Annotated in this window: 12 protein-coding genes; 4 read left to right on the plus strand and 8 right to left on the minus strand. The window is 67.7% G+C overall.

Features of this window, described 5'->3' with window-relative positions:
- Positions 1-11: 11 nt before the first annotated feature.
- On the minus strand, positions 12-1139 hold the full coding sequence (locus LLH23_06710) for a hypothetical protein (GenBank protein MCE5238167.1): 1128 nt from the start codon (positions 1137-1139) through the stop codon (positions 12-14).
- 115 nt (positions 1140-1254) lie between these two features.
- Here LLH23_06710 and LLH23_06715 point away from each other — a divergent pair, with 115 nt between their 5' ends.
- Both LLH23_06715 and LLH23_06720 read left to right on the plus strand, forming a co-directional pair.
- Positions 1255-3345 (plus strand): hypothetical protein, encoded by a 2091-nt coding sequence (locus LLH23_06715; protein MCE5238168.1) that lies wholly within the window; start codon positions 1255-1257, stop codon positions 3343-3345.
- Between the two features lie 105 nt (positions 3346-3450).
- The gene (locus tag LLH23_06720; protein ID MCE5238169.1) at positions 3451-4461 is read left to right on the plus strand and encodes a M28 family peptidase; all 1011 of its coding nucleotides are present in this window, start codon (positions 3451-3453) and stop codon (positions 4459-4461) included.
- Here the strand turns inward: LLH23_06720 and LLH23_06725 are convergent.
- From LLH23_06725 to LLH23_06740, 4 genes are all read right to left on the minus strand, one after another.
- Positions 4458-5531 (minus strand): Gfo/Idh/MocA family oxidoreductase, encoded by a 1074-nt coding sequence (locus LLH23_06725; protein ID MCE5238170.1) that lies wholly within the window; start codon positions 5529-5531, stop codon positions 4458-4460. The two genes, LLH23_06720 and LLH23_06725, sit on opposite strands and share 4 nt — an antisense overlap.
- Positions 5532-5648: 117 nt before the next feature.
- Positions 5649-6617, minus strand: a complete 969-nt coding sequence (locus tag LLH23_06730; protein MCE5238171.1) for an alpha-ketoacid dehydrogenase subunit beta — start codon at positions 6615-6617, stop codon at positions 5649-5651.
- Positions 6618-6805: 188 nt separating this feature from the next.
- The gene (locus tag LLH23_06735) at positions 6806-7825 is read right to left on the minus strand and encodes a thiamine pyrophosphate-dependent dehydrogenase E1 component subunit alpha (GenBank protein ID MCE5238172.1); all 1020 of its coding nucleotides are present in this window, start codon (positions 7823-7825) and stop codon (positions 6806-6808) included.
- Between the two features lie 27 nt (positions 7826-7852).
- Complete coding sequence (locus LLH23_06740) at positions 7853-8863, minus strand: zinc-binding dehydrogenase (GenBank protein MCE5238173.1); 1011 nt, start codon at positions 8861-8863, stop codon at positions 7853-7855.
- Between the two features lie 159 nt (positions 8864-9022).
- Between LLH23_06740 and LLH23_06745 the strand changes: the two genes are divergently transcribed.
- Positions 9023-9520 (plus strand): hypothetical protein, encoded by a 498-nt coding sequence (locus tag LLH23_06745; protein MCE5238174.1) that lies wholly within the window; start codon positions 9023-9025, stop codon positions 9518-9520.
- 76 nt (positions 9521-9596) lie between these two features.
- On the plus strand, positions 9597-10172 hold the full coding sequence (locus tag LLH23_06750; GenBank protein ID MCE5238175.1) for a rubrerythrin family protein: 576 nt from the start codon (positions 9597-9599) through the stop codon (positions 10170-10172).
- 78 nt (positions 10173-10250) lie between these two features.
- On the opposite strand, the gene LLH23_06755 is transcribed toward LLH23_06750, so the two are convergent.
- From LLH23_06755 to LLH23_06765, 3 genes are all read right to left on the minus strand, one after another.
- Entirely contained in the window at positions 10251-11381 is a 1131-nt protein-coding gene (locus LLH23_06755) for a PQQ-binding-like beta-propeller repeat protein (protein ID MCE5238176.1), read from the minus strand.
- A 72-nt stretch (positions 11382-11453) separates the two neighbouring features.
- A complete protein-coding gene (locus LLH23_06760) occupies positions 11454-11873 on the minus strand; it encodes a carboxypeptidase-like regulatory domain-containing protein (GenBank protein ID MCE5238177.1) in 420 nt (139 codons plus the stop codon).
- A 69-nt stretch (positions 11874-11942) separates the two neighbouring features.
- Entirely contained in the window at positions 11943-25622 is a 13680-nt protein-coding gene (locus tag LLH23_06765; GenBank protein MCE5238178.1) for a carboxypeptidase regulatory-like domain-containing protein, read from the minus strand.
- Between the last annotated feature and the right edge of the window lie 67 nt (positions 25623-25689).

The raw sequence follows: 25689 nt of genomic DNA on the forward strand, positions 1-25689 counted from the left end.
GCCTCCAGGGGTCAAAGACGGCCTACCGCGCACCACTCCCGTCGGAGCGCCGCCCGAGCAAGATGTCTGACTCTGTCAAAGTGCCCCGGTTCCAATATACAAGGGGTGAGGACGCCGTTGCCGTTCACGAGCTGACACAACGTCTGCGCCCCATACAGGAACCCCTCCCGGCCCTGCGCCTCCATCACCACGCCGGCCTTGCCCACCCGCAGCCGGTACCCCTGCGCGTTCCGCCAGGGGGCCTGCTGCTTCGCCGGCCACGTCACCAGCTTCACGGGCAGCCCCGTCTTGCAGGGCCAGCCTAGCCGCTCGCGCACGATCATCTCGACGGTCGCCACCGCCTGCTTGCTGCCGGCGTCGCCCACGATCTTGAAGTCCTTGACCGGGATCTTCTCTCCCGTCAGCTTCGCCTGCTGTGGCGTGGGGATGATCGAGATGCCCTTGTCGCGCAGGAGCTTGCACAGCGCCAGCTTTTCCGCGCGCACACGCTGCTGCCGGGCCGCCTCGGCCGCCAGCGTCTGCAGTTGCGTCCGCGCGGCGGCGCTGTCAGTCGTGACGGTCACATTGTCCCACTCCGTCTGCGCCGCGGTGTCCGGCGCCTCGTCTACCAGGATCGGCGTCGTCTCTTTCCCCATGTCCTCGACGGCCACGTCGCCGCTGTCCCACAGCAGCTTCTCGCCGCCCCTCTGCTTCACCGTGTACCGCAGGCTCGTCGCCGTCAGCGTCACCTGGGCGTGGTACCACTGGCCCGCCTCGATGATCTTGGGCGAGCTGCCGCGTGCCTTCCATTCACTGCCCTGCCGCGTATGCAGGTTGATGCCGCCGCCGGGATGGACATACGCCATGTACCAGTGCGTCGAGGGCGAGGCCGAGGCGAACTCCGCGCCCTGTGACCCGAACGCTACCGGCCGAAAGTCATACTCGATCGTCCACGTGGCGCCAGGCAGGGGCAGCGGACCGATTTCCAGCCCACTGCGTTGCCACCCGGCCTGCGACCGCGTGCGCAGCACGCCGTCGGCCACCGCGGTGTCGCCCACGCATCGGAACCCGACGCCGGGCGCTCGCGCGAAGTCGGCCTGCAACGCCGGCTCGGCCAGCGCGGGACTCACAACCACCAGTGCCAGAACGAGACGCCACATGGCTCATGCTCCCTTGTCATTGCGTCCGCAGGACGCTCTGCCGTGGGTACCACTTCCTCTTCCCACGCCCGCACCCCTTGTTGACGCCACCGCCGGTTCGTGGTAGACCAGTACCATGTCAGCCACCCGGACTGTCCCGTCCTGGCAGGTCCTCGACGAGGCCGGCGAGCCGATGGCCGCGGCCTTCCTCGCCCACGCCGGCGACCCGCCTCTGCTTCGCTTCTGCCATGCCCTCAAGCGCTACTACGAGACCTGCCCCCTGCCTGCCTACGGTGGCGAGGCGCTCCATCCCTGCAGCGGCCCCCTCTACGGCGCCAGCGAGCTGATCCAGTTCCACTACTCGGCCAGCATGTGCTTCAATTGCGAGGCCCTGCAGCGCCGCCTGGGCGCGGAGGAGCGCCCCGAGGTCGCCGACGCCCTGCGCGACTTCGAGGCCGCCATCGCGGGCTACCCCGGCGTCGGTGGCTACACCCACAGCATCATCAACTACGGCCGCATCCTGCGCGAGGGCCTCAACGCGTACCGAGAGCGGGTCGTGGGAGCGGTCACCGACCGCGACCTGACTGCATCCGACGCAGCTTTCTACGAGGCGATGCTGGTGCTCCTCGACGGCATCGCCACCCTCCACCGCCGCACGGTCGAGCACCTGGATAGTCGCGTCCCCGCAGCGCTCCGCGATGCGCTGGCCCGCGTCCCCTTCGGGCCCGCGACCACCTTCTATGAAGCCATCGTCGCCACCAACTTCCTGTTCTACCTCGATGGCTGCGACGACCTCGGCCGCTTCGACCAGGACCTGTGGCCCTACTACCGCGACGACCTCGCCGCGGGCCGCGTGACCCATGACGAGGCCCTGGTATGGGTCCGGCAGCTCTTCGCCAACGTGGACACCACCTTCTCGTGGAACTGCGCCATCGGCGGCGCGGCGGCTGACGGGTCGGAGGGCAGCAACGCCCTCACGCTGGTCTGCCTGGAAGCCGCCAAGGGCCGCCGCCGCCCCAATCTGGCGCTGCGCCTGCGCCGCGACACCCCGGACGCCGTCTGGGATCAGGCGCTCGACACGATCTCGGGCGGCACGGGCATCCCGGCCCTGTACAACGAAGAGGAGTACGTGCGGGCCATCAAGCTGGCCGACCTCGGCGTGGCCGACGCGGACCTCCCGCACTTCGCCTTCGGCGGCTGTACCGAGCTGATGATCCACGGCCGCTCCAACGTCGGCTCGCTCGATGACACGTTCAACCTCGCGCTCTCCTTCGAGCACAGCCTGCACCGCCATCTGCTCGACTGTCCCACCTTCGGTCAGTTCATGGCGCGCCTGAAGGAGGACCTCACGACCGACATCGTCGCTATGTGCGACCGCGTGAGTGCCAACCAGAAGTCCAAGGCGCAATGGCAGCCGCAGCCGATCCGCACGCTGCTGATTGACGACTGTCTGGACGAGGCGATGGAGTTCAATGCCGGCGGCGCGCGCTACAACTGGAGCGTCATCTGCATCGCCGGCCTGGCCAACACCTACGACTCGCTGGCCGCGATCAAGCAGATGGTATACGACGAGGGCGCCGTGTCGGCCGAGGAGCTGCTCCAGGCCCTGCGGGACAACTTCGCGGGCCACGAGGAGCTGCGACAGCGCCTGCAGCGCTGCCCGCACTATGGCAACGACGATCCGTTCGTGGACGACCTTGCCGTGGAGGTCAGTACCCACGTCTTCCGCGAGTTCATGGGGCAGACGCCGTGGCGCGGCGGACGCTTCCTGGCCTCCTGCCTGATGTTCGTCACGTACGGGATCTTCGGCGCGCAGGTCGGCGCCACACCGGACGGTCGCCTCGCGCAGACCCCGGTCGCCGACTCCGCCGGCGCGGTCCAGGGACGCGACATCTCCGGCCCCACAGCCCTGCTGCGCTCAGTGGCGAAGGTGCCGCATTTCCTGGCCCCCGGCACGCTCGTCATTAACATCCGGTTCATGCGCCGCCTGTTCGACGACCCGGCCCTGCGCGACCAGCTCAAGGCCCTCGTCCGCACCTACTTCGACCTCGGCGGCATGCAGCTCCAGATCAACGTCGTGGACCAAGCGGTGCTGCGGGCGGCCCTGGACGATCCCGACGCCCATCGCGACCTGATCGTGCGCGTCGGGGGCTACTCGGAGTACTTCCACCTGCTCTCACGCGATCTGCAGGAGTCCGTCCTCGAGCGCGTCGAGCACGGGGCGTAGGCCCGGACACGCTCCCCGAGGTTGACACTCACCCGCAGAATCCCTATCCTATCCGCTGGGGGGGCTGATCGAGCCTGGGAACCTGGCCTGTCCGGAGTCTCCATCGTGGTTACGCTATTCCCGCGGCGCCCTCGTCTCTTAGCCCTGTCGCTCCTGTTGTTGCTGGCGCTATCCCCCCTCGCCCATGCCGATTCCATTCTGGCCTGCGTGGACCAGGTCAGCGTGGACAGCTACAGCGACTACCTGTACAACTACCTCTACACCAGCGATGGCGACAGCCGTGAGAGCGGTGCCGCGGGCTACGCCGGCGCCCAGCAGAACATCTATAACCTCTTCTCCTCCTTTGGTCTGGACACCAGCCTACAGAGCGGGAGCATCAGCGGCACCTCCTACACCAATGTCGTCGGTGTCCACTACGGCACCACCAACCCCGACCAGATCTACGTCATCGGTGCGCACTACGACTCCGTGGGGAACCCCGGGGCGGACGACGATGCCAGCGGCGTGGCCGGCGTGCTGGAAGCCGCGCGCATCCTCTCCCAGTACAACTCCGCTGCCACCATCGTCTTCGTGGCCTTCGACTCCGAGGAGGATGGGCTCATTGGGAGCCAGGGCTATGTCAGCTCCATCGCCGGGGCGAATGTCATGGGCATGGTCGAGCTCGACATGATCGCCTACAACCCCGCCGGCACCTACAACGACTACGCGCGCATTTATGGCGACAGCGCCTCCAGCGCGTGGAAGAGCGCCCTGGCCAGCGCGCTGACCACGTACACGAGTCTCACCGTCAGTGTCATGGGGGAGATGGACGCCAGCGACCACGCGTCCTTCGAGGCGGCAGGCTACGACTCTGCGCTCCTGATCGAGTACAACGCTTCCTCCAACCCCTACTACCACAGGCCCACCGACAGCGTAGACACTGCTGGTTACATTGACACCCTCTACGCCACCCAGATGACCAGTGGCGTCGTGGCCCTGATGGCCGACGAGGCTGGCACTTTCGCCCCAGAACCCACGACGACCGCGCTCATGGTCTCGGCGCTGGTGGCGCTCGGAGCCCGTGTGCGCGGCCGCCGCCGCGTCAACGTCACTGTTCTCCGCTTCCCGGGGAGCTAGCCGCCTATCCCCTGCCAGTACTCCTCCTCATACGGCAACGCCAGCGTCTGTCGCTGCGCCGACGAGTGCTCGCTCGTCTCCAGCACGCCGATCACCCGCCGCCCGAACTCCCCGGACACCGGCACCGGGCCGCCCCGCAGCAGATGGTTCGCCACGTCCTGCCAGTAGTTCACCCAGTCGGACTCGAGGTACGGCACCTCTTCCTCCTGCCGCCCCTGCGCGCCCATCGTCACGACCTTCAGGCTCCCGCCCGACGGCCCGGTGATCATCTGCTGATAGCCCACGTTCCCGCCCGCGCCCGTGTCCAGCACCCCGCCCTGCGTCCCCAGGATCCGCCACAACGGCTTGCCCACGCTGGCGATGTGTGACCACAGGATGTCCGCCACGCACCCGCCCTCAAAGCGGATGACCGCCCGCGTCTGATCCTCGTTGGTCATCTGGTGCCACACGAGCTTGTGGAAGTACCCGTCCACGCTCACCACGCGCTGGGGGATGAGATTGAGCACCCAGTCCACCGCGTGCGGCCCCCAGTAGAAGAACCCGCCGCCCGACTTCGCCTTCTCGGTGTACCAGGCCAGGTTCGGCTTGCCGAAGCCCCCGGCGCTCAGCTCGATGTGGAACACCTCGCCCAGCCGCCCGCTCCTCACGATCTGCTCGATCAGCCGGTAGTTGCCGTCATGCCGCCGGTTGTGATGCACCGACAGCATCTTCCCCGCCTCCCGCCCCGCCTCCACCATCGCGGTCGCCTCGCCCACGTTCAGGCACATGGCCTTCTCGACCACGACGTGCTTGCCGGCCTCGAACGCCGCGACCGCTACCGGGCAGTGCGTGAAATGCGGCGTGACGATGGAGACCAGCTCGATCTCCTTATCCGCCCACACGTCCTCCAGGCGGTTGTACGTGCGGATGGCCGGGAACGCCTCTTGGGCCGCGGCCGTCCGGGCCGGGTCGAGGTCGCACACCGCCACCAGGCGCAGCTCCGGCGTCGCGTCAATCCACGCCGAATGGGCCCAGCCGAAGTTGTGCTGCGGCCCATAGCCGATCACGGCACAGCCGATAGGTGCTTGCATGCCATATCCTCTGGTCGTCGCCGTTGTCGTTCCCGTGTCCGTTGTCGTTCCCCTCTCCGGAGCCCAGCCTCACCGGGCGAGGGAGAGGGGTAGGGGTGAGGAGCCGTGCCTTTGTCGCTACTGCTTCCACGCCACCAGCCGTCGCACCGCCGCCATGATGTCCTCCACCTGCGGCAGCACATGGTCCTCCAGCGGCGGGCTGTACGGCATCGCCACCGGCTTGGCGCCCAGCACCGTGGCCGGCGCCTGCAGCGGCACGAACCGCTCGGCCACGCGCCGCACAATCTCTGCCCCCGCCCCGCCCCGTTCGGGCGCCTCATGCACCACCAGCAGCCGCCCCGTCTTGGCCGCCGAGGCCGCGATCGTGTCCACATCCAGCGGCACGAGCGTCCGCGGGTCCACCACTTCGACACTGGTCTCGTCCGCCAGCGCCTCCGCCGCCTGCAGCGCCTTCGTCAGCGCCCACGAGTACGCCACCAGCGTGAGGTCGGTCCCCTCCCGCTTCACGTCGGCCTGCCCCAGCGGCACAATCCACTCGCCCTCGGGCACCTGCTGGCTCTGCGGGTGCAGCAGCCGGTGCTGGATGTAGATGACCGGCCCGTCGTCGCGGATGGCCGCCTTCAGCAGCCCCTTGGCATCGTACGCCGTCCCGGGCATGGCCACCTTCAGGCCCGGCGTGTGCATGAACCACGCCTCGAGGCTCTGGCTGTGGTGCCCGCCCTCGCGCGTCCCGCCGCCCGCCGGGGTCTTGATGACCATGGGCACATGGAACTCGCCGCCGGACATCAGGGTGATCTTCGCGGCCTGGTTGCAGATCGGGTCCATGCAGCAGGTCACGAAGTCGCAGTACATGATCTCGACCACAGGCCGCAGCCCCGCTGCCGCCGCGCCGGTCGCCAGGCCGGTGAAGCCCGACTCGGAGATGGGCGTCTGCCACACCCGCCGCTCGCGGTACTGCGCCCACAGGTCCTCGCCCGGGTCACGCACCGGCCCGATGTCCTCGCCGATCAGAAACACGCGCTCATCGCGCGCCATCTCCTCGCGCAACGCCTCGCCGACTGCCGCCGCATACGTGATCTCTCGCATCGCCGTGTCGTTCTCCAATAGGTAGTCACAAGTCCCGGTCGTCGTCGTTGCCGTCGCCGTTCCCCTCTCCGGAGCGTAGCGAGGGAGAGGGGTAGGGGTGAGGACGCCGTTGCCGTTGCCGTTGCCGTCGCCGTTGCCCCTCCCCCGTGGGGAGGGGCCGGCCCGCAGGGCCGGGGGTGGGCCGCCGTTCAGAACGCGAACCGCTCCACCTCATTCGCCTCCGGCAACGGGCTGCTCACCGCGAACGCTTCCGCCTCATCCAGCTCCTCCCCCACCTGTGCCTCCACCCGCGCCACGTCTGCCGGCTCCAGCTTCGCCTTCAGCAGCTCAATCGGGTCGCGCTGCCGCCACTCCGCGCACTCGTCGGGGAAGGCGTGATCGCTCTCGGCGCCGCAGTGCCCGTGGAAGCGATACGTCTTGGCCTCGATGAAGGTCGGCCCGTCGCCGCTCCGTGCCCGCCGCACGGCCTCGCCGGCCACCTCGTACACTGCCAGCACGTCCTGCCCGTCCACGATGGCCCCCGGCATCCCGAAGCCCTCTGCCCGCGGCGCGAGGTCCGGCAGCGGCGACGAGATGCGCTGCGGCGTCGTGGCGGCATACAGGTTGTTCTCGCACACGAACAGCACCGGGAGCTTCCACAGTGCGGCGATGTTCATGGCCTCATACAGCGTGCCCTGGTTGGCCCCGCCGTCGCCGAAGAAGGCCACCGACACGCCGTCCTCGCCCCGGTACTTGGCTGCGAAGGCGGGCCCCAGCGCCAGCGGAATCTGCGCCCCGATGATGCCGTTGCCGCCCAGGAACCCCTTGGCCGGGTCGAACAGGTGCATCGAGCCGCCATAGCCGTGCGAGCACCCGCCGCTGCGCCCCATCAGCTCCGCCAGCGCCCCACGCAGGCTGCCGCCTTTGGCGATGAAATGCCCGTGCCCGCGGTGGGAGCCCGTCACATAGTCATCGTCGCGCAGGTGCGCGCATACCCCTGTGGCCACGGCCTCCTGCCCCACGTACAGGTGCACCGCCCCGCCGATCATCCCCGAGCTGGCGAAGTCGTAGAGCGTGCTGGTCAGCAGCGCGGCCGTGCGGTCGCTCTCGCGTCGCCCGCCCAAGTTGGCGTACGCGCTGTAGTTGTAGTACTTGCCCAGCCGGTGCTCGAACCCCCGGATGCGCAGCATCGTGGTGAGCAGCCTCAGCATCTCGCTCTGGTCAGGCATCATCGTCATTCCTCTCCCTGATTCCGGTCAGACCTGCTCCCAGTCGAAGACCACGCCGACGGTCGCGCCGCGGTCGTGGAGCAACATCTTGTATACCTCGGCAGCCTCCTGCGGGCGGAAGCGGTGGGTGATGAGGTCGCTCACCCGCATCTGCCCGCGCCGCACGTAGTCGAAGAACAGCCGCGCCATGTTCTTGCGCGTCCAGAAGTGGTGGTCGGTCTCATCCGGCGGCGGGTCGCCACTGAAGGCCCCGATGATCCGCAGACCCCGCCAGAGGAAGTCGTTGACCAGCCGCTGCTGCGAGGGCGTGCCGGTGTCGCCCAACAGGACGAGCCGCCCGAAGCGCCGGGCCAGCCGCTGGGCCGGCGCGAACACCTCCGGGTTGCCCGTCACATCGTAGACCACATCCGCCAACCGCCCGCCCGTGAGGTCGGCGAGGGGCTCGCGCGCGGCGTCAGCGCCCATGCACAACGTCGCCGTCGCCCCGTGCTCTGCCGCCATGGCCAGACGTCCCTCGGACAGGTCCACGGCGATGACCTCGCGCGCCCCCATCAGCCGCGCGTACTGCACCACGAGCTGCCCCAGGATCCCCAGCCCGACGACCACGACGGTGTCACCCAGCTCATGCTCGGCCTTGCGGATCGCGTTCTGCACCACCGTGGTCAGCGCGTAGAAGGTGCCTTCCTCGTCGGTGACGCCCTCCGGCACCGGCAGAAAGCTCTCCGCCGGCCCCCACGCATACTGGCTATGCCGGTGGAAACTGGCCACGCGGTCCCCGGGGCGCAGGTCGGCGACACCCTCCCCCACCGCCTCGACCACACCCGCATGGCTGTAGCCGGCGGCCCACGGGTACTGCACCATGCGCTCCCAGTTCGTGCCGGGCTCGATCAGGTGGGCGTAGGCAATGCACTCGGTCCCGGTGCTGATCAGCGTCTTCGTGGTGCGCACCAGCACCTCGCCCCGGCCCGGATCGGGCACGCGGACCCTCCGCAGCTCCACCGTCTGCGGGCCCGTGAAGAAGATGGCGAGCGACTCCATGCCGTCGTTCCTCTCACTGCCCGCCGCCGGCGCAGTCCTCTCCGGCCGACGGCGGTGCAAACGGCGCCCTCTTCTCCGCCTGTCCGGATGCACCTCCCGGCAGGACTCGGCTTTTTGCGCGTGGAATTGCCTTCCACTACTGCCCTCACGGAGCCATGGATGCACCCGATCAAGCCCTGCAACCCGTACACTGCCCGTCCCGCCGGCCAGGCCCTCTACCGTCGCGACCTGCACGTCTTCAAGATCTACTACGTGGACATCGTCGGCCGCAGCCAGCCCGAGCGCTATGAGTGGGATCGCTGCGGGCGCAGCCGCGAGGCCCTCCTCGAGGCTCTCACCGACGCCGACATCGAGGGCGTCGGCTTTGTCGCGTCCTTCCCGCACATCACCAAGGTCTTCCGCTTTGCCCCCTCGGCCGAGACCATCATGCACGTCCGCGCCTTCAACACCGCGGACTTCGCCGAGATCAACCTCCAGCGCGAGGAGGGCTACCTGGAGTTCGCCTGCTACGCCGAGGCTCTCATCGCCGCCGACGAGTACCGCTTCTGGGCGGAGGCTGATTCCGTCGCCGCGTACCTCGAGCAATGGTCGCCCTGGGCCGAGGCACCGGTGCGGGATCACCAGAAGCTGGCGCGGTACTTCACAGCGAATGGGTAAATATGTTATTCTTCGCGGACCACGATACGCTCACAATCTCAGAGCTGCCACTAGAGGCTAACCGAGGAGGACAGACATGGCCAGTCTGAAGGGCTCACAGACCGAGAAGAACCTGCTCGCCTCATTCGCAGGCGAGTCGCAGGCGCGCAACCGCTATACCTACTTCGCCAGTGTCGCCAGGAAGGAAGGCTACGAGCAGATCGCGTTCCTCTTCGAGGACACCGCCAACAACGAGAAAGAGCACGCCAAGGTCTTCTTCAAGTACCTCGAGGGCGGCGACGTGGAGATCACTGCGGCCTACCCCGCCGGTGCCATCGGCGACACGCTCGCCAACCTCAAGGCCGCTGCCGCGGGCGAGAAGATGGAGTGGGGCACCATCTACCCGGAGGCGGCCCGCGTCGCCAAGGAAGAGGGCTTCACCGACATCGCCAGCTCGTTCACCCAGATTGCCGCCGTCGAGGCCGAGCACGAGGCCCGCTACAACATCCTCGCCGAGCGCGTGGAGAAGGGCGGGGTCTTCTCGCGCCCCGAGCCCATCAAGTGGCGCTGCCGCAACTGCGGCCGCGTCATGGAGGGCAAGGAAGCCCCGCAGCTCTGCCCGGCGTGCAAGCACCCGCAGGCCCACTACGAGCCGTTCTGCCCCAACTACTGAGCGCCCCGGCGCCGAGAACGCAACGGGCCTCCCGCCACATGGCGGGAGGCCCAATCTCTTCTCCAGGGAGCGCCGCGCCTACTTCAGGCACACGACCCGGCCCCCCTGCACGCCAATGTACAGATGTCCGTCCACCAGCGCCGGGCTCGAGAACATCTTCCCCTCCATGGCCAGCGCCTGCGTGATGGTCCCGGTGTCCTTGTCCACGACACAGAAGTTCGCGTCGTGCGTCCCGAGCAGCAGCACCCCGCCTGCCAGCACCGGCGAGCTGTCCGCGACGCCGCCCAGCCGCCGCTTCCACATCTCCACCCCGTCGCTCAGCCGCAAGGCCAGCAACTCCGTGTCGGACAGGTAACCGCTCACCACCGCGAAGTAGACGTTCGTGCCGTCGCACACGGGCGTGTGCATCACCGACGAGGCCCGCTTGCAGGACCAGACCTCGTTGCCGGTGTGACGGTCCAGCACCAACAGGCAGCGGATCTCCGGCGGCGATAGCGCCGTCGGCGACATCACCGGCACGATCAACTGCTCCCCGACCACGCACGGCGCCGCGACGATCCCGCCCGCTACTTTGGTGCTCCACGCTGCCTTGCCGTCGCTGCCCGCCCGGGCGACGACGTTGCCCGCCTCGTCCCCCAGGTACACCAGGTCGCCGGCGCTGGCGGCGCCGGCGCTCACACCGCCCTGCTCGCGCGTCCGCCACAGCTCCTTGCCGTCCGCCGCGCTCAGGCACCGGAACGTCCCGTCCATGCTCCCGCAGTACACCCGGTCGCCCACGACCAGCGGCGACGCCACGACGGCCCCACGCGTCCGCACGGTCCAGAGCCGCTTGCCGTCGGCGAGGCTGAAGGCATACAGGCAGCGGTCGGCCGAACCCACAAACAGCCGGTCGCCCGCCACTGCCGGTGAGGACATCACGGCCCCGCCCGTCTGCGCGCGCCACACAATGGCGCCGTCCGCGGCGCTCAGGCACACCACGGCTCCGCCTGCCGTGCCGACGAACACCCGCCCGCCGACGACCGCCGGCGATGCATCCACGCTCTCCTCGTCCGCCGCCACGCTCCACGCCACCTGCAGGTTCCGCGGGGCCCACGTCTCACCGGACACGCCCGAGCGCGCCCCATCGCGGTGGAGCGTGGGCCAGTCCTCCGCCGGCAGCGGAGTGATCGCGAGGAGCATCAAGCTCAGTATGGGCAGCAGACGTGTCATGGGCCTCTCGACGGCGCGACGCCGCCCGGGCTAGGGACGGCGTCGCAAGCTTCCCCCCGCCGGTAGTCGGTCCTATCCCGGCGGATCCGGCACCCCATCGTCGGTGACGAGGATGTTCGGGATGGTTGTCTGCGCGTTGGTGATGACAGTGACCTCAATCGGGTCGGTCGTCGCGCGCTCGAAGCCGAGGTCCTCGTCTATCACAACCTCGACGTCATACGTCCCGGCCGGGACGTTGGTGATGGTGAAGTTCCCATCGCCATCGGTTGTGCCCGAGGCTACGAGCGCCGCAGTGGCGTCCTGCGTCCGCAGTTCGATCACGACGCCGCCCAGGCCGACGTTGTCGTCAATGCTGATGACGCTGCCCCGGACCGTTCCGCCCGTCACCACTTCGCCGCCGCCATCGTCATCGCCGCCACCACAGCCGGCGAGGAGTCCGAGCGCCAGCAGCGCCACGATCGCCCAAGTTAGGAGTGCGACCCGCTTCATCATGTCACCTCGTGGTATTGCGTAACCATCTCGGGCGGGGCCTCAACCGACGAAGCCCCGCCCGTTCCCGTTCTACCGCGTGACCCGCACCTGGGTCATCGTCCGCACGCGCTGCCCCGTATCCGTCACGGCCTCAAGCTGCAGCAGATACAGGCCGGACGGAACCATCGTACCGTTGGCGGCACACAGGTTCCACAGCTCGGTCTGCACACCCGCCGTAACCGCCTTCTCCGTTACCAGCTGGCGGACGCACCGACCCGCGATGTTCAGCACCCGCACGTTCATGCTGCAGGCCCGGGTGACCGTGTAGGTCAGCGCGACGTTGCTGCCGCGTGTCTGGGCCGCGCTGGCCGTCACCGCCAGGGCGCCGATGGTGCGCGGCGAGACCGTCAGCTCGAAGGTCCGCTCGCTGCTGTCGCCGCTGCTGCGGTACGCGTAGCTCGGCACCGTCCGGGCATAGAGCGTCTTGCCCGTCTGCTTGTCGGTCAGCAGCACCTGGTAGCCGTTCGGCACGTTGCTCAGGTCCGGTAGCGTCACCGTCACGTCGGCGTCGGCGACACTGCAGGCCACGACGAAGGCGAAGGTCTGCGACCCCAGGCTCGAGCGCACATCATGCGCCAGCTTCGCGCCCGAGCTGTCCGTGAAGTACACATCCACGGTGTGCGACAGGGCCGGCGGATTCTCCACGTTCTGCGCGCCGTCCGAGCCGGGCACCACACCCGCCAGCGAACTCGAGTCCGCGCGGCTGCCCGCTCGGGCCACGATGGGCAACGTCCAGCCACCGTTGAGGTCCGCCTGCGTGGGCTTCATGCTGCTCTTGTCCGCGGCCGTGCCGGCAGTGGCGGCGACTGTCAGCGATACACCGCTGCTGGTCGCGCGCACCCAGGCACCCTCCCACCCCAGGATGCTGCTCCGGGCCGCGCCCAGGCTCGCATCCGACGACACCATCTGGTAGCTGCCGGTGGTGTTGTCGTACACGAAGGCGTAGTTCTTGACGGCATCCGACACCGTCGGGATGAAGTTGCTGAACTTGACCGGCTGCGACAGCGGGTTCGCGATCATGTTCCAGCCGTTCGTGAGCCCGATGCTCGTCGAGCTGCTGGTCGGAGTACCGGACACACGTAGCGTCCTCACGCCGGCGAAGTTCACGAAGAACCCGCGCCCTGCCCGCACCTGGACCGCCGAAGCCGTCGGGTCGTTCTGCGCCACCAGATACTGCGGCGGGATGGCCGCCGGGTTCCAGCGGTAGCAGATCTCGCCATTCGTCGGGTCGAGATCGAACACGTGCATCGGGTTCGTATCCAGTGGCAACCCCGGCACGCCGATGAAGTTCAGCCCCGCCGGGAACGTGCTGCTCATCTCGATGTTGGCCGTGAAGTCCGCGGTGGTGGTGGTGGGCGGTACCGTGACACTGATCGTGGCGCTATCGCTGTCGTCGGCATCCACGATCTGGTAGCCGTCCCTCGCCGCCGAGACGGTGTACGTTCCGGCGCGCAGACCCGCTACGACATATGTCCCGGCCGCGTCGGTGACGGTGCTCTTCGTCCCGCACGTGATCTGGACACCCTCCACCGCCGCGCCGGTGTTGTCCTTCACCTGGCCGCCGATCGAGAAGGTATCGGCCACCGCCTCGAAGTCCACCCCGGTCAGGTCCGCACTGATGATCTGCGCGGCCTTCGTGGCCGGCTGGAAGTGGTAGTTCTTCAGGGCCGGCGTCACCGTGTACGTCCCGTTCGGCAGGCCCGCGATCCGGTACGTGCCGTTGGCGTCGGTGGTGGCCGTCAGCCCGTTGCAGGTGACTGTCACGCCGGCCACGGCCGTCGTGCCCTCCTTGATCGTTCCGGACAGCGCGTACGTCTGCAGCGCGCCGGTGAAGCTGGCCACGGCGTCATCCGGCCCCAGCGTGACCGAGGCCGTCGTCGGCGTGAACACATACTCCGCCCGCGCCGGTATGACCACATAGTTACCGGCCAGCAGTCCGCCGATACGGTACGAGCCGTTCCCGTCGGTCGTCGCCGTCTGGCCGCCCGCCGTCACTGTCACGCCGGGGATGGCGACGCCCGCGGCGGTCGTGATGATACCCGACACGTTGTACGTCGGCGCATCCGTCGTGCGGAAGCTATAGGTCATGTCCGTCACGTTCCCGACCCGGTCCTCGGCGTACAGCCGCACCGCCACGTCAGTCGAGTACGCGAAGTCCGTCGACGGGTTGTAGCTCACCGCCATGGTGGTCGGGTGATCGGAGTCTGCCGGCACCTTGACGATCGTCAGATCGGCGCTGCCGGTCACCTCCGACCCCGCCACCCACAGGCGGAACGAGGAGGCCACGATGCCCGCCAGCGAGTCACTCAGTCGGAAGGACACGTTAGTGTTGATCGGGACGCCCACGGCGTTCCGCGCCGGGTCGAACAGGTCGGCCGTCACCGCACCGGCGTCCACCGCCGTGTTGAAGCTCCAGTTCACCGGCCCAGTGCTGTTTCCGGCGTTGTCGAAGCCCGTCGCCGAGACGGTGTACTGCGAGTTGTAGAGCAGGTCCGTCGTCGGGTTGTACGTCGCCCGCCACCCGTCCGTCAGGGCCGTGAAGGTCAGGCTCGACGACACGTCGGTCCCGTTGAAGATGAGCTGCGTCGCGGCCTGGTTGATGCCCGAGCCGCCGTCATGCAGCGAGAACGAGATGTTCGTCGTGACAGGCACATTCGTGGCGTCCGCCGTCGGGGCCCGATCGTCCAGTGTCGGCAGCACCGTGTCCGTGACCGTCTTGAAGCTCCACGGACTGAGGGTGTCGTTGACCAGCAACTGGTTCCCATCGAAGTCCTTGACGTCCACCCACACTTTGACCGTCGCGTTCCACGCGAACGCCGCGCTCGGCACCACCGTGACTTGGTAGGAGTACTGGTCGCCGGTCAACGTCGGCGTGGCGTGCCCGATCACCGTGGTGCCCTGCCACAGCGTGACCACCAGCGTGCTCTGGTCTATGCCCACGCCGGGGTCATCCAGGCTGAAGGTGATCGGCGTGTTGCGGGCAACCTCGGTCGAGCCGGGCGCCGGGCTCTGCGCGGCGATCGTCGGTGCCGTGCTATCGCGCGTCACGATGCTCTGGGACGTGACCGCCGTCCGCTCGTTCGGCACCTCGTCGAACGCGGTCACCGCAATCCAGTACGTCGTGTTCGGCGCCAGCGCCGTGCCCGACGGCAGTTGCGTCACGGTCAGCGTCTGCGTCCCGGCCGCGAGGGCGGGCAGGGCCGTCAGCCCGGCGGTGGTCGTGAACTGGCTGGTGCTGATCCACACATGGTAGCCCGCCACGTCCACTTGCTTATCTTCGGAGTAGCTCGTCCAGTCCACATGGACTGACCGGCCGTGGATCCCGCTGGTCAGGATCGGCAGCGCGTTGACGGCTGCCGGTGGCGTGGTGTCCACGATCCCGGCGGCGTCGGTGCCCGTGTCCGGCGTCGGGTTGCCGCCGTCGTCCGGGTCGGTGTACGTCAGCGTGACCGTGTTGCCCGAGGTTCCGGCGATGGCGTTCAGCACCCCGTCGCCGCTCGCACCGGCGCGGCCCAGCGACTGAATCGAGCCGTGGAAGTTGCCGGTGGCGACATTGGTCTCGGTCAGGACGACATCCTCGGTATCACCGTTCTGCTCCGTCACGGTAACCGTCACGGTCTCCCGCGTCGCCAGGTCGAGGTTCTGATCAGCGTCGATCACCTCGATCCAGATCACGCTACCCTCTTCGTACTGCGTGACGTCCGCGCTGTGGCTGTCCATCAGCCGCACGCGGCTCTTGACGCCGATCGTCGGCCCGGTCAGCCAGTCTGCAGCCAACGCCGGCAGGCGGATGCCCGCCTGGCAGGTGAAGGCATGGTGGTGCGCGCCCAGGCCCAGCGTCGAGCCCGCCACGCCCACGACGTACTGGATGCCGTTTGTGGCGTCGTTGTCGGCCGCGTTGACCTTCCGCATGTCCAGCGGCCCGACGCCGTTGTCGAACGTGCACCGCACCCAACCGGGGGCGTCGTTCTCGGCGTCCCTATACGTGACGTAGAGCTGGTAGTAATCGCCCAGCGCGCCGTACGGCTGCACGACCTGCGGATCCTCCAGCGTCGGCATCTGGTTACCCTTATCCAGGTAGAAGTTCTGGATGGCGCTCCAGCCCGATACCGCGCCGTCATTGTCCACCGTCCGCACGTGCCAGTACCACATCGTCCGGTCCGTCAATGCCGCCGTCGGCGTGACCTGCGTCACACCATCAGCCGTGGTGTACTGGTAGGACACCGTGGCGAGTGTCGGCGAAGTGGACAACTCGACGATGTAGTGCAGTGTCCCGGCTGTGTCGTCCGGATCGGCGTCCGTCGCGGCAATCCAGCTCATCAGCGGCGTGTCGTCGCTGACCTGCTCACCATCAGCCGGGTCGAAGCCGGAGTCCGGCGCCGCCGGTGCCTGGTTGGACAGGTTGATCCAGAAGGTCTGTACGTCGCTCCAGTCCGAGGTCGCGCTCTGCGCGTCCACCGACCGTACGCGCCACCAGTACTGCGCGTTGTCCGCCAAGTTCACCGTGCAGACAGCCTGCATCACGTTCACGAGCGTCGTGGCCGTGAACACATACGGGCCGTTCGCCAGGTCCTCCTTGTTGTTGAGCTGCACCTCGTACTTGAGCGTGTCAATGGTGTCGTTCGGGTCGGGGTCCGGTGTCGCCGGCATGCTCCACGTCAGCGTCGGGTTGGCCGTGTTGATCGGCGGCCAGCTCACCGGCGTGAAGACGGCGATCGGTGCGTACGGCGCCCGGTTCGCGATGACGTGGAAGTTCTGCACCGCCGACCAGGCGGACAGCGCCCCGGCCGCGTCCTGCGTCTGCACGCGCCAGTAGTAGGTCACGCCCTCGGCGAGCCCACCGGCGGGAGTGCACTCGATGCTCGTCTGCCCGTAGGCCGTCGTCGCCCTGAAGGTCGGGCTGCTGAAGTCGCTGTTGTCGTCTACCTGCAGGTTGTAGCGCAGCACGTTCGCCGTGTCGTTGGCGTCCGGGTCGGTGCCCGCATTCCAACTCATGGTGGGCGTGCGATCCGATACGCCGATACCGCCCGCCGGCGAGAAGCCCGACGTGGGTGCATTCGGCGCCTGGTTCGCGCCGACCACAAAGGTCTGCGTAGCGCTCCAGGCTGCGGACACCAGCCCGCCGCTATCCACCGTCCGCACGTGCCAGTAGTAGGTGGTGCCCGTCGTCAGCGCGTTGGCGGCCGGCACGGTGACCGTCACGATGCCATCTGCCGTCGTGACGCTGTAGAAGTACGTCCCCGCCGGCGCCGGGCTCGGGAAGGTGTTGTCGCTGGACAACTGCACCTCGTAGTGCAGCGTATCCGGCGTATCCGTCGGGTTGGGATCGGTTGCGGCATTCCACGACAGGTTCGGCGTCGTGTCGCTCACGTTGACGCCGCCACTGGGAACGAACCCGCTCAGCGGCGCGTCCGGCGCGTTGTTGGAGGTGTTGAGGTTGAACCGCAGCGTCGTGCTCCAGGCCGACACCGCGCCATCGTTGTCTATCGCCGCCACGTGCCAGTACCACGTGGTGTTGTCGGTCAGGGCGCTCGGCACATCCAGGAAGGTGCGCCCCGCCACCGCCACGTTGTAGGTGTAGGCCACCGTCGCGAAGTTGTCCTTCGACAGCGCCACGCGATAGGTCAGCGTCGTCGCCGGATCGCTCTGGTCCGGGTCTGTCGCAGGATCCCACGACAGCCGCGGCGTGGAGTCGTTCACACCCGACTGGTCAGCCGGTGAGAACCCTGACGTGGGCGGGTTGGGCGCATCGTTGCCCGTGTTGCACCAGAAGTCCTGGATCGCGGTCCAGGCCGACGTCAGCCCTTCACGATCCACTGCCCGCACACGCCAGTAGTACTGCGTATCGTCCATCCACGTGCCAGCCGGCACGACCAGGTACGCCTCACCCTCGGCCGTCTGCCCGCTGTAGACCAGCGTCCCGGAGAAGTCCGTGGAGCCGCTCACCTGGACATCGTACTTGATTGTGTCAATCGTGTCCGAAGCGTTCGGGTCCGGCGGGCTCGGCGGGTTCGGATCATTCCAGGTCAGCGTCGGCGGACCGACCTCGATCCCGCCGCTCGGGGTGAACGTCCCCAGCGGTGTCGCCGGCGCCTGGTCCGTCACGATCCGGAAGTTCTGCGTGGCCGACCAGTTCGTGGCCTGCAGGTTCTTGGCGTCCATCGCCTTGACGTGCCAGTAGTACGTCACGCCCACCGGCAGCGTCGTCGTCACCGTGATGCTCGGGGTCGTCGGATCAGCCAGCGGCAGCGTCGTCAGGGCCGGTCCGAACTCCGGTGACCGGAAGTCGGCGTTGTTGTCCACTTCCACGGTGTACCGCATCGTCGCGGCCGTGTCATCGGCGTCCGGGTCCGGCGGCGAGGCGGCGCTCCATGCCAGCACCGGCGTCCGATCCGTGATCGTGCTGCCGCTTGCCGGGTCGAACCCGTTCACAACCTGGTTCGGGGCGCGGTTCGTCACGACCGTGAACTGCTGACCGGCGCTCCACGCCGAGTACAGATTGGTCGTGTCCACGGTGCGGACACGCCAGTAGTAGGTGCTGCCCTGCGTCAGCGGGCTGCTGGCCGCAACGTATACATACGTCTGCCCGGCCGGCGTCAGTCCGCTCGTCCAGTAGTACGGCGTCGTCGCGAACGTCGCGCTCGAGGCCACCTGCACCTCGTAGCGCAGGGCGGCAGCCGTATCGGCCGCATCAACGTCGGTGCCGGCCGTCCACGACAGCAGCGGCGTTGTGCTGCTGACCGAGGCGCCTGTCCCCGGCGTCAGCCCGGTCGGTGTCGTCGGCGCGTTCGCGGTGCTGTTGACAAACAGCGCCTGCGCCGGGCCGTAGCCCGACGGCGTGCCGTCATCGTCTATCGTCTGGACCCGCCAGTACCACTGCACCCCGTCCGTCAGCGTCCCGCACTGGACCGACGACACGCCCGGCGCCGTGGTGTAGGTGTCGAAGAGCGGATCGAAGACGTTCGACCGGCTCACCTGCACCTCGAAGTGCACACCCACCACCGGAGCCGCGGTCACTGCCCCGTCGAACGGATCCGGGTCGGGATCGGTGCTGTTGTCCCACGATAGCAACGGCGTCGTGTCGTTGGTCATCGAGCCGCTCGGCGGATTGAAGCCCGTGGTCGGCGCCGTCGGCGCATTGTTGCCCGTGTTGACGTAGAAGTGTGTCAGCGTTGACGTTGTCCACGGCGAAGTCAGCCCGCCGTCGTCAACCGTGCGGATGCGGTAGTAGAAGTGACCGTTGTCCGGCAGCGGGGTCGTCACGTCCACATAGGTCTGGCCACCCACCGTGGTGACCGTCGCGAAGGCATACGGGCCGCTGCTCAGGTCTGGGTCGGCCTTCACCTGGATCTCGTACGTCAGCGTCGCGGCCGTGTCGTCGGTGTTCGGGTCCGTGCCGGCATTCCACTGGATGCGCGGCGTCGCGGTCGTGATCTCCTCACCATCGCTGGGGTCGAACCCGGACGTCGGCGCCGCCGGCGCCTGGTTCGCCACGATCCGGAAGTCCTGCGTCGCCGACCATGCCGTCGCCGCCAGGCCCTTGCGGTCCACCGGCAGTACGCGCCAGTAGTACCGGACGCCCACGGTGAGCGTCGTCGTCACATTGATGGTCGTGGCCCCCGTCGCCGTCGTGCCTGTGAACTCGGGGCTCGTGAAGGCGGAGTTGTCGTCCACCTGCACCTGGTACGTCATCGTCGCCGCCGTGTCATCGGCATCCGGGTCGGGCGGGGTCGCCGCGTTCCAGGTCAGGTCCGGGTTCGGTTCGCTGATCTGCTGCGTCCCCGTCGGCGCGAAGCCGGTCGTCACCGCATACGGCGCGCGGTTGGCGACCACCGTGAAGGTCTGCGTCGTGCTCCAGCCCGAGCGCAGGCAGTTCTTGTCCACCGTGCGCACGTGCCAGTAGTAGATCGTCCCGGCTGTCAGCACCGGCGTGGCCGGCACGTCCACATACGTCCGCGCCGCCGTCCCCAGTCCGCTGGCCCAGTAGTACCCCGGCGTCGCCGTGAACGTGTTGTTGCTGGACAGCTCCACCTCGTAGCGGAGCTGCTCGACCGGGTCCTCGGTGTCAGCGCCGGGGCCCCACTCGAGCCGCAGCGCGTGCGTGGCGTCCGGGCTGATGCTGCTGCCGGTCGCCGGTACGAAGCCGCTGGTCGGCGGTGTCGGCGGGTTGTAGTCGCTCCGCACCCGGAAGTGCTGCAGCGTGCTCCAGGTCGTGGACCGCGCCCCGTCGTTGTCCACCGCCTTCACGTGCCAGTACCACCACACGTTCTCCGTCAGCGGCGTGGTCACGGCCAGCGACGGACGTCCCGCCGCGGCCAGCGGGCCGGTGGTGTACGTGTATTGCGGCGTGGTGAAGGAGCCGTCCGCGTTCGTCGCCGGCGCGGCGCCCCCGATCGCGCCTGACGCCAGTTCCACCACCCACGATACGCCCACGATCGGTGGCGTCGCCGCCGCGTTCGTGTACGCGCCGTCTGTGATGTCCACGTCCGGATCGCGGCTATTGTCCCACGACAGGGTCGGCGTCGAGTCGTTCGTCGTCGCCTCCTGGGCCGGATCCCAACCCGTCGTCGGCGGGCTGGGCGTGTCGTTGATGCTGTTGACCCAGAAGTCCTGCACCGCCGACCACGCCGACTTCAGGCCCTGGTCGTCCACCGACCGCACCCGCCAGTAGTAGTGCGTGTCATCTACCAGGCTGACCACGCCGTTCACCGTCGCGGTCAGCGTGTTGACGGCCGTCGTCGTCTCGAACGTGAACGTGGTCACCGTCGCCAGGTCCGCGCTGGTCGCCAGTTGCACGTCGTACTTGATGTTGGCCAACCGGTCCGACGGGCTGTCCGGGTCCGGCGTCCCCGGCATGTTCCACGTCAGCACCGGGTTCGCGCTGAAGACCTCCGCCGACCCGCTCGGGGCGAACGCAGCGACCGGCGTAGCCGGCGCCCGGTTCACCACCGGCGTGAACGACAGCGTGGCCGACCACGCCAGCGAGGTCGCCCCTTGGTCGTCAACTGTCTGAACCCGCCAGTAGTAAGTCACCCCGACCTTCAGCCCCGCGCTCGCCAGCACGTCCGTCGTGGTGACCCCATCTGCGCCGGCGGCGTTCCACAGAGGACTGCTGAAGTCGTTGTTGTCGTCCACTTGCACGACGTAATGCAGCGTGCCGGACGGGTCGCCCGGATCCGGATCGGTCGCCGCCGTCCACGACAGCCTCGGGGTCGGCGTGTCCGTCGCGTTCACCACCGTCACCACGGTGCCGTTCGCCGGGTCGAACCCCGTCGTCACCGCGTTGGGTGGGCTGTTGAGCTGCACCTGGAAGACCTGGGTGTCGCTCCAATCGGTGGCGTACGCCCCATGGTTGTCCCTGGTCATCACATGCCAGTAGTACGTCCCCGCCGCCAGTGGCGGCGCCGGCACAGGCCACTCGGTCGTTCCGTCCGGCGAGGTCGTGTTCACGTTGCGGATGACGTTCGTGAAGCTGCCGTCCGTCGCCAGTTCGACACGGTACGAGAGCGTGTCCGCCGTGTCCGCGGGGTCCGGGTCCGTCGCCGCGTCCCAGCTCAGCACCGGGCTCTGGTTGAACACGGTCAGCGTGGGGCTCTCGGCGAGGCCGTCCACCTTGAAGCCGCTGGTCACACGGTTCGGCGCCTGGTTCGGCGCCACGATCTTCATGGCCTCAGTCGTCGGCCCTGACTGCATCGGGAAGTTGGTGGCCGCCACGCTATCCTGGTAGGCCGCCGTCATGCTGGGGTTCTGGGTCAGCTCGACGAAGGTGGTGTCCACCATCCGAAGTTGGACATGCGTGTCAACGGTGGAGCCCGAGTTCAGGCTGACGCCCACGATCAGGTCCTGCGGGTCCCCGCCGGAGACTGTCAGGTTCACGTTCTGGAAGGTGACCTGCTCTACGCCGGCGTTGACGGTGAAGCTGGCCTCCTTCAGCGGCGAAGCGATCTCAGCCGCATCCAGAACGTGGTCCTTGTCGGTGTCCTTGTAAAGCCGCGCCAGCTTCAGATCGGTGGTCGCGGTGCAGTCCCCCACCTCGTTCAGGGTGATCTGCTTGATGTTCACACTGTCAGCCGGTGGCACATCCGCCACGTTGACAGCCAGGTTCAGGCCGAGCAACCCGATATCAGGGGTGCCCTGCGGCGACGTCGCGGGCGCCATGTCCGTCGGTGTGACCGTCAGCACATCGGGCCGCTCGTATATCTGTACGGTGCTCTTCGCTCCGATCGGGAACCGGTACACCCCGAACTGGTAATCGCCCAGGCGCTCCCGTTCCTGCACCGCTCCGGGCACCTCGGGGGTGATCTGCTTGTAGTCGGCCAGGTCGGCGCCGACCGTGATCACCGGGTTCGACTGCGCCGTCGGCGAGATGTCATACGTCAGGTAGATGATGCGCGCCTCGTTGAGAGGGATCCCAAATCCCAGGTTGGTGAAGGTGGAGTAGTCCCCTGAGAGGGTCGTGGTCGCGACGCGCGTATCCCCGCCAGCCCCGACCTGGAGTCCCGCACTGCCGTTCGTCTCCACGAAGAGCGAGGACCGCTTGACGGTCAGGTCCGTGCCGTTCGTCCCCGCCTCGCGGATGCGGACCTGGTTGACGACCACGTTGCCCGTCGAAAGGTTGTTCCCGGCTGAGCTGTTGTCCAGCTTGAGGGCCAGAATCGGCACATCCGTGTCCCCCTGCTGCGCGAACGTCGGGGGCGTCACGCTGTCGTCGCGCGTCACGACAATCTCACGCGGCATGACGTAGATGTCGGCCGTCATCGTGGCGGCCGGGGTGCTGATGTTGACCACGCGCACGAAGCTGTCCGTAGGCGTCTCGGGCTTGATGATCAGCGTACCGACCCCCGCCTGGGAGTCGCCATGGCTCCAGCTCGACGGGGTGCTGAGCTGGGTGAAGCTGCGGTTGTTGGCGGTACCGGGGAAAGGATCGCCCGCTGTGTCCGTGGTGGCGCCCCTGGGGCTGTTCTCCAGTTCGTTCAGCCCGTCGGCCTGCTCCATCGCCACCGACAGGGCCCGCTCCTCGACCTGGAAGGTCGTGAAGCCGCGCGGCAGGTAGTGGAAGTCCCGCCGGTCCACGTGGTAGATGTACAGGCCCTGCGCGGATGGGTCGCCGAAGTAGTTGGGCCCCGTCGTGTACCGGTTCTCGATCAGGAAGTACTCTTCCCAGTCATCCGGGGCCACGCCGTCCCGCAGGTAATACGGGTTCGCCGGCAGCTTCAGAATGACCGGGTCCTGCAGCGCCAGTTCCGACTGCGGGATCTGGATGCTGATGCGGTCCTGCTGAACGGGCACGACCTGCGCCCACGGACCGTTTTGCAGGTCCACACCGGCCGGCTCCACCAGGTGCCACGCGTCAATGCGCCCAGTGTTCGTGGCCATGAGGCTGAACGGCCCCAGGGTATCGCACAGATAGAACGACGGGTTGGGCGGTGGCTGTACCTTCGTATTGTTGTACAAGTCGTTGTCGTAGAGATCGACAAGGCCGAAGTTGTGCCCCAACTCGTGCCGCGCCAGGCCAGCGCTCGCGCTGTCCGGGATCACCACGTACTTGCCGTTCAGGGCGGCATGGGGGGTGATCGGCATGCCGGGGCTGTGCTCGTCGCCTCCGCCGTTGTGCGGGTAGATATAGACCCTGTTATTGTAGTCGCCCAGAGTGATGCCCTGGTCGGCGCACACGCGATCTATGTCAGCCCGCATGTTGTCGGACGTGTGGCCGGCATCACCCGGGCTCCGGTAGAACCCCTGGTTGCTGCGGCCGTTGTCAGCCAGACAGTAGTTGAAGGGGTACGGGCGGTCCACGCGGTCGGACGTGCTCTCATTGGTGCCGCCGGCATCGTCGGTGTAGTTCGTGTTGGCCGCCCGGAGATGCCGCAACTGGTACGGGTAGCCGGCCACCGTCTGGTAGAAGGCATGCGTGTGGCAGTAGTAGTTGAAGTGCTTCAGTCGGTTGCCCACATCATCGGACATCAGCCGCACCGGCTTGGTGTTGGGCTCGGTCGCCTGGCCGGTCTGCCGATCCAGCAGTGAGAACGGCGGGTACTCGACCGGGGCGCCGACCGGGTTGTCAATTCCCGGGAAGGACTGCCACTCCGTATCGTCGTTGGAGAACACGTCGTTGACGGTAAAGATCGTGGAGTTGCTGCCGAACGTGTCATCCAGATTGGGCGACCCGTGTCGCTGGGTGCGTGCCTCGGTGGTGACGGCGCTGCCGGTCGTCGGCGTAATGACCGTCCCGGTCAACTGCTGCCGTGCCGACACCGTGATTGTCCAGTCGCCGCCGTCCTCGTCGTCGTACGTCCGCGGGGTGGCGCCGCCGCCCGCGTCAGGGTAGATCGCGGTGCCAACGTTCGTCAGCGTCCAGCGGCGCGCGTCGTACGGGTCAACCACCCAGTTCCAGGTCGTCCCCGACGCCGGGCTAAGGGTGGCGGTGCCGGCCTGGTTGCCCGAGGCACTGCTCACATCGGCCTGGTGCGCCTGCAGCGTGGTCGTGCTTACCGAACTGGTGTCCTGCGTGAACAGGATGGTGAGACCGTCCTGGCTCATGCTGGCGCGCAGCACAGCATAGGTGGCATCCCACGGCAGCGGACGGATGATGGGAGTGCCGGGCTGGATCGTGTAGTCCTGCGAGCCGCCAAATGGGTAGCGGTCCAGCATGTGGTGGGTGCGCAGCCATCCCTGGGCCGCGCTACCCGGACCGGAGATCGAGATGTGGTTGTGCGTGTTCTGGTAGAAGAACTCGCGTACGGAAGTTGTGTTGGCGAGGTCGAAGAAGAAGTTGTTCCAGTAGTTGCGGACCTTCAGGTCGGTGTTCCGGTTCTCGGGGGTGTTGTAGTAACCCGCTTCGCTGTCCCAGGTCGGGCCGCAACCGTAGTGGTACTCGTCCCACTGCATGGACGTGCCGACCGGGTACCCGCCCGACAGCGCACCGCCCGCGGAGTCGGCGTAGGCGGTCGGCGCCCACTGGCCAAACTCGCTGTTCAGCTTGGCGTCGTTGATGTTGCCCAACATCGCGTATTCGGCCCTGGCGGAGTAGGTGCCGGTCCACGATGCGCCCCCCTGCGGGTAGAAGATATCGTCACCGGAGGTCTCGGTGCCACGGGCATTCAGTGGCGGGAAGTTCTCAGGCGAGAGGTCGCGCCACGCTGGGAACTCCGCGATCAGGACGGCGATCTTCACCACTTCGCTGGCGCGCGTGCCAGCCATGGCGCTGTTCCCGGCCATCTGGGCCAGGGGCGATCCTGAGACGCCGGTGAACCCCAACGGAATGACGACCCAATCGCGCGGATGGAACAGGTCGGCGAACCACATCGCCAGCCGCACCGGCCACGGCTGCTCCTGCTTGAGCTTCCGCACATAGCTCTGGCCCAGACGCGAGCCCCTGTCCACGAGGTAACCCGAGCCCTCATAGGTGGCGCTGGGGGCGCTGAGCATCTGGCTCTGCTTGACGCGGTAGAAGTCGAGTTGCGCGCCGTCCCTGACGCGGAACTCCTCGATGACCTGCTTCTTGTCGCGGTGCTCGACCTCGCTCAGGAACTGCTCGGCCGCGCTGGTGCTGACGCCCTGTTCCTCGGCGACAGTGCGCACCGCATCCTGGCGAGTGGCCCCGGTCGTGATGGTCACGCCGGCCACAGCCGCGTGGTTAGGCAGATATGCCACTAGGAGTAGGGCGAAGAGGAAGTGTGCACCAAGCCTCACGCGGGTCTTCTCGGTCATCTTGAGGCCTCCTCAAGGGTTCACGACCACGGCAACGACTGGTCAGGGCACGGCCGAGCGACATGGC

It is taken from the genome of bacterium (assembly GCA_021372615.1).
GTDB lineage: Bacteria > Armatimonadota > Zipacnadia > Zipacnadales > UBA11051 > JAJFUB01.

Coding starts and splice junctions, on each gene's coding strand:
- LLH23_06710 (MCE5238167.1), bottom strand. CDS start 1,139: ATGTGGCGTCTCGTTCTGGCACTGGTGGTTGTGAGTCCCGCGCTGGCC.
- LLH23_06715 (MCE5238168.1), top strand. CDS start 1,255: ATGTCAGCCACCCGGACTGTCCCGTCCTGGCAGGTCCTCGACGAGGCC.
- LLH23_06725 (MCE5238170.1), bottom strand. CDS start 5,531: ATGCAAGCACCTATCGGCTGTGCCGTGATCGGCTATGGGCCGCAGCAC.
- LLH23_06730 (MCE5238171.1), bottom strand. CDS start 6,617: ATGCGAGAGATCACGTATGCGGCGGCAGTCGGCGAGGCGTTGCGCGAG.
- LLH23_06735 (MCE5238172.1), bottom strand. CDS start 7,825: ATGCCTGACCAGAGCGAGATGCTGAGGCTGCTCACCACGATGCTGCGC.
- LLH23_06740 (MCE5238173.1), bottom strand. CDS start 8,863: ATGGAGTCGCTCGCCATCTTCTTCACGGGCCCGCAGACGGTGGAGCTG.
- LLH23_06745 (MCE5238174.1), top strand. CDS start 9,023: ATGCACCCGATCAAGCCCTGCAACCCGTACACTGCCCGTCCCGCCGGC.
- LLH23_06750 (MCE5238175.1), top strand. CDS start 9,597: ATGGCCAGTCTGAAGGGCTCACAGACCGAGAAGAACCTGCTCGCCTCA.
- LLH23_06755 (MCE5238176.1), bottom strand. CDS start 11,381: ATGACACGTCTGCTGCCCATACTGAGCTTGATGCTCCTCGCGATCACT.
- LLH23_06760 (MCE5238177.1), bottom strand. CDS start 11,873: ATGATGAAGCGGGTCGCACTCCTAACTTGGGCGATCGTGGCGCTGCTG.
- LLH23_06765 (MCE5238178.1), bottom strand. CDS start 25,622: ATGACCGAGAAGACCCGCGTGAGGCTTGGTGCACACTTCCTCTTCGCC.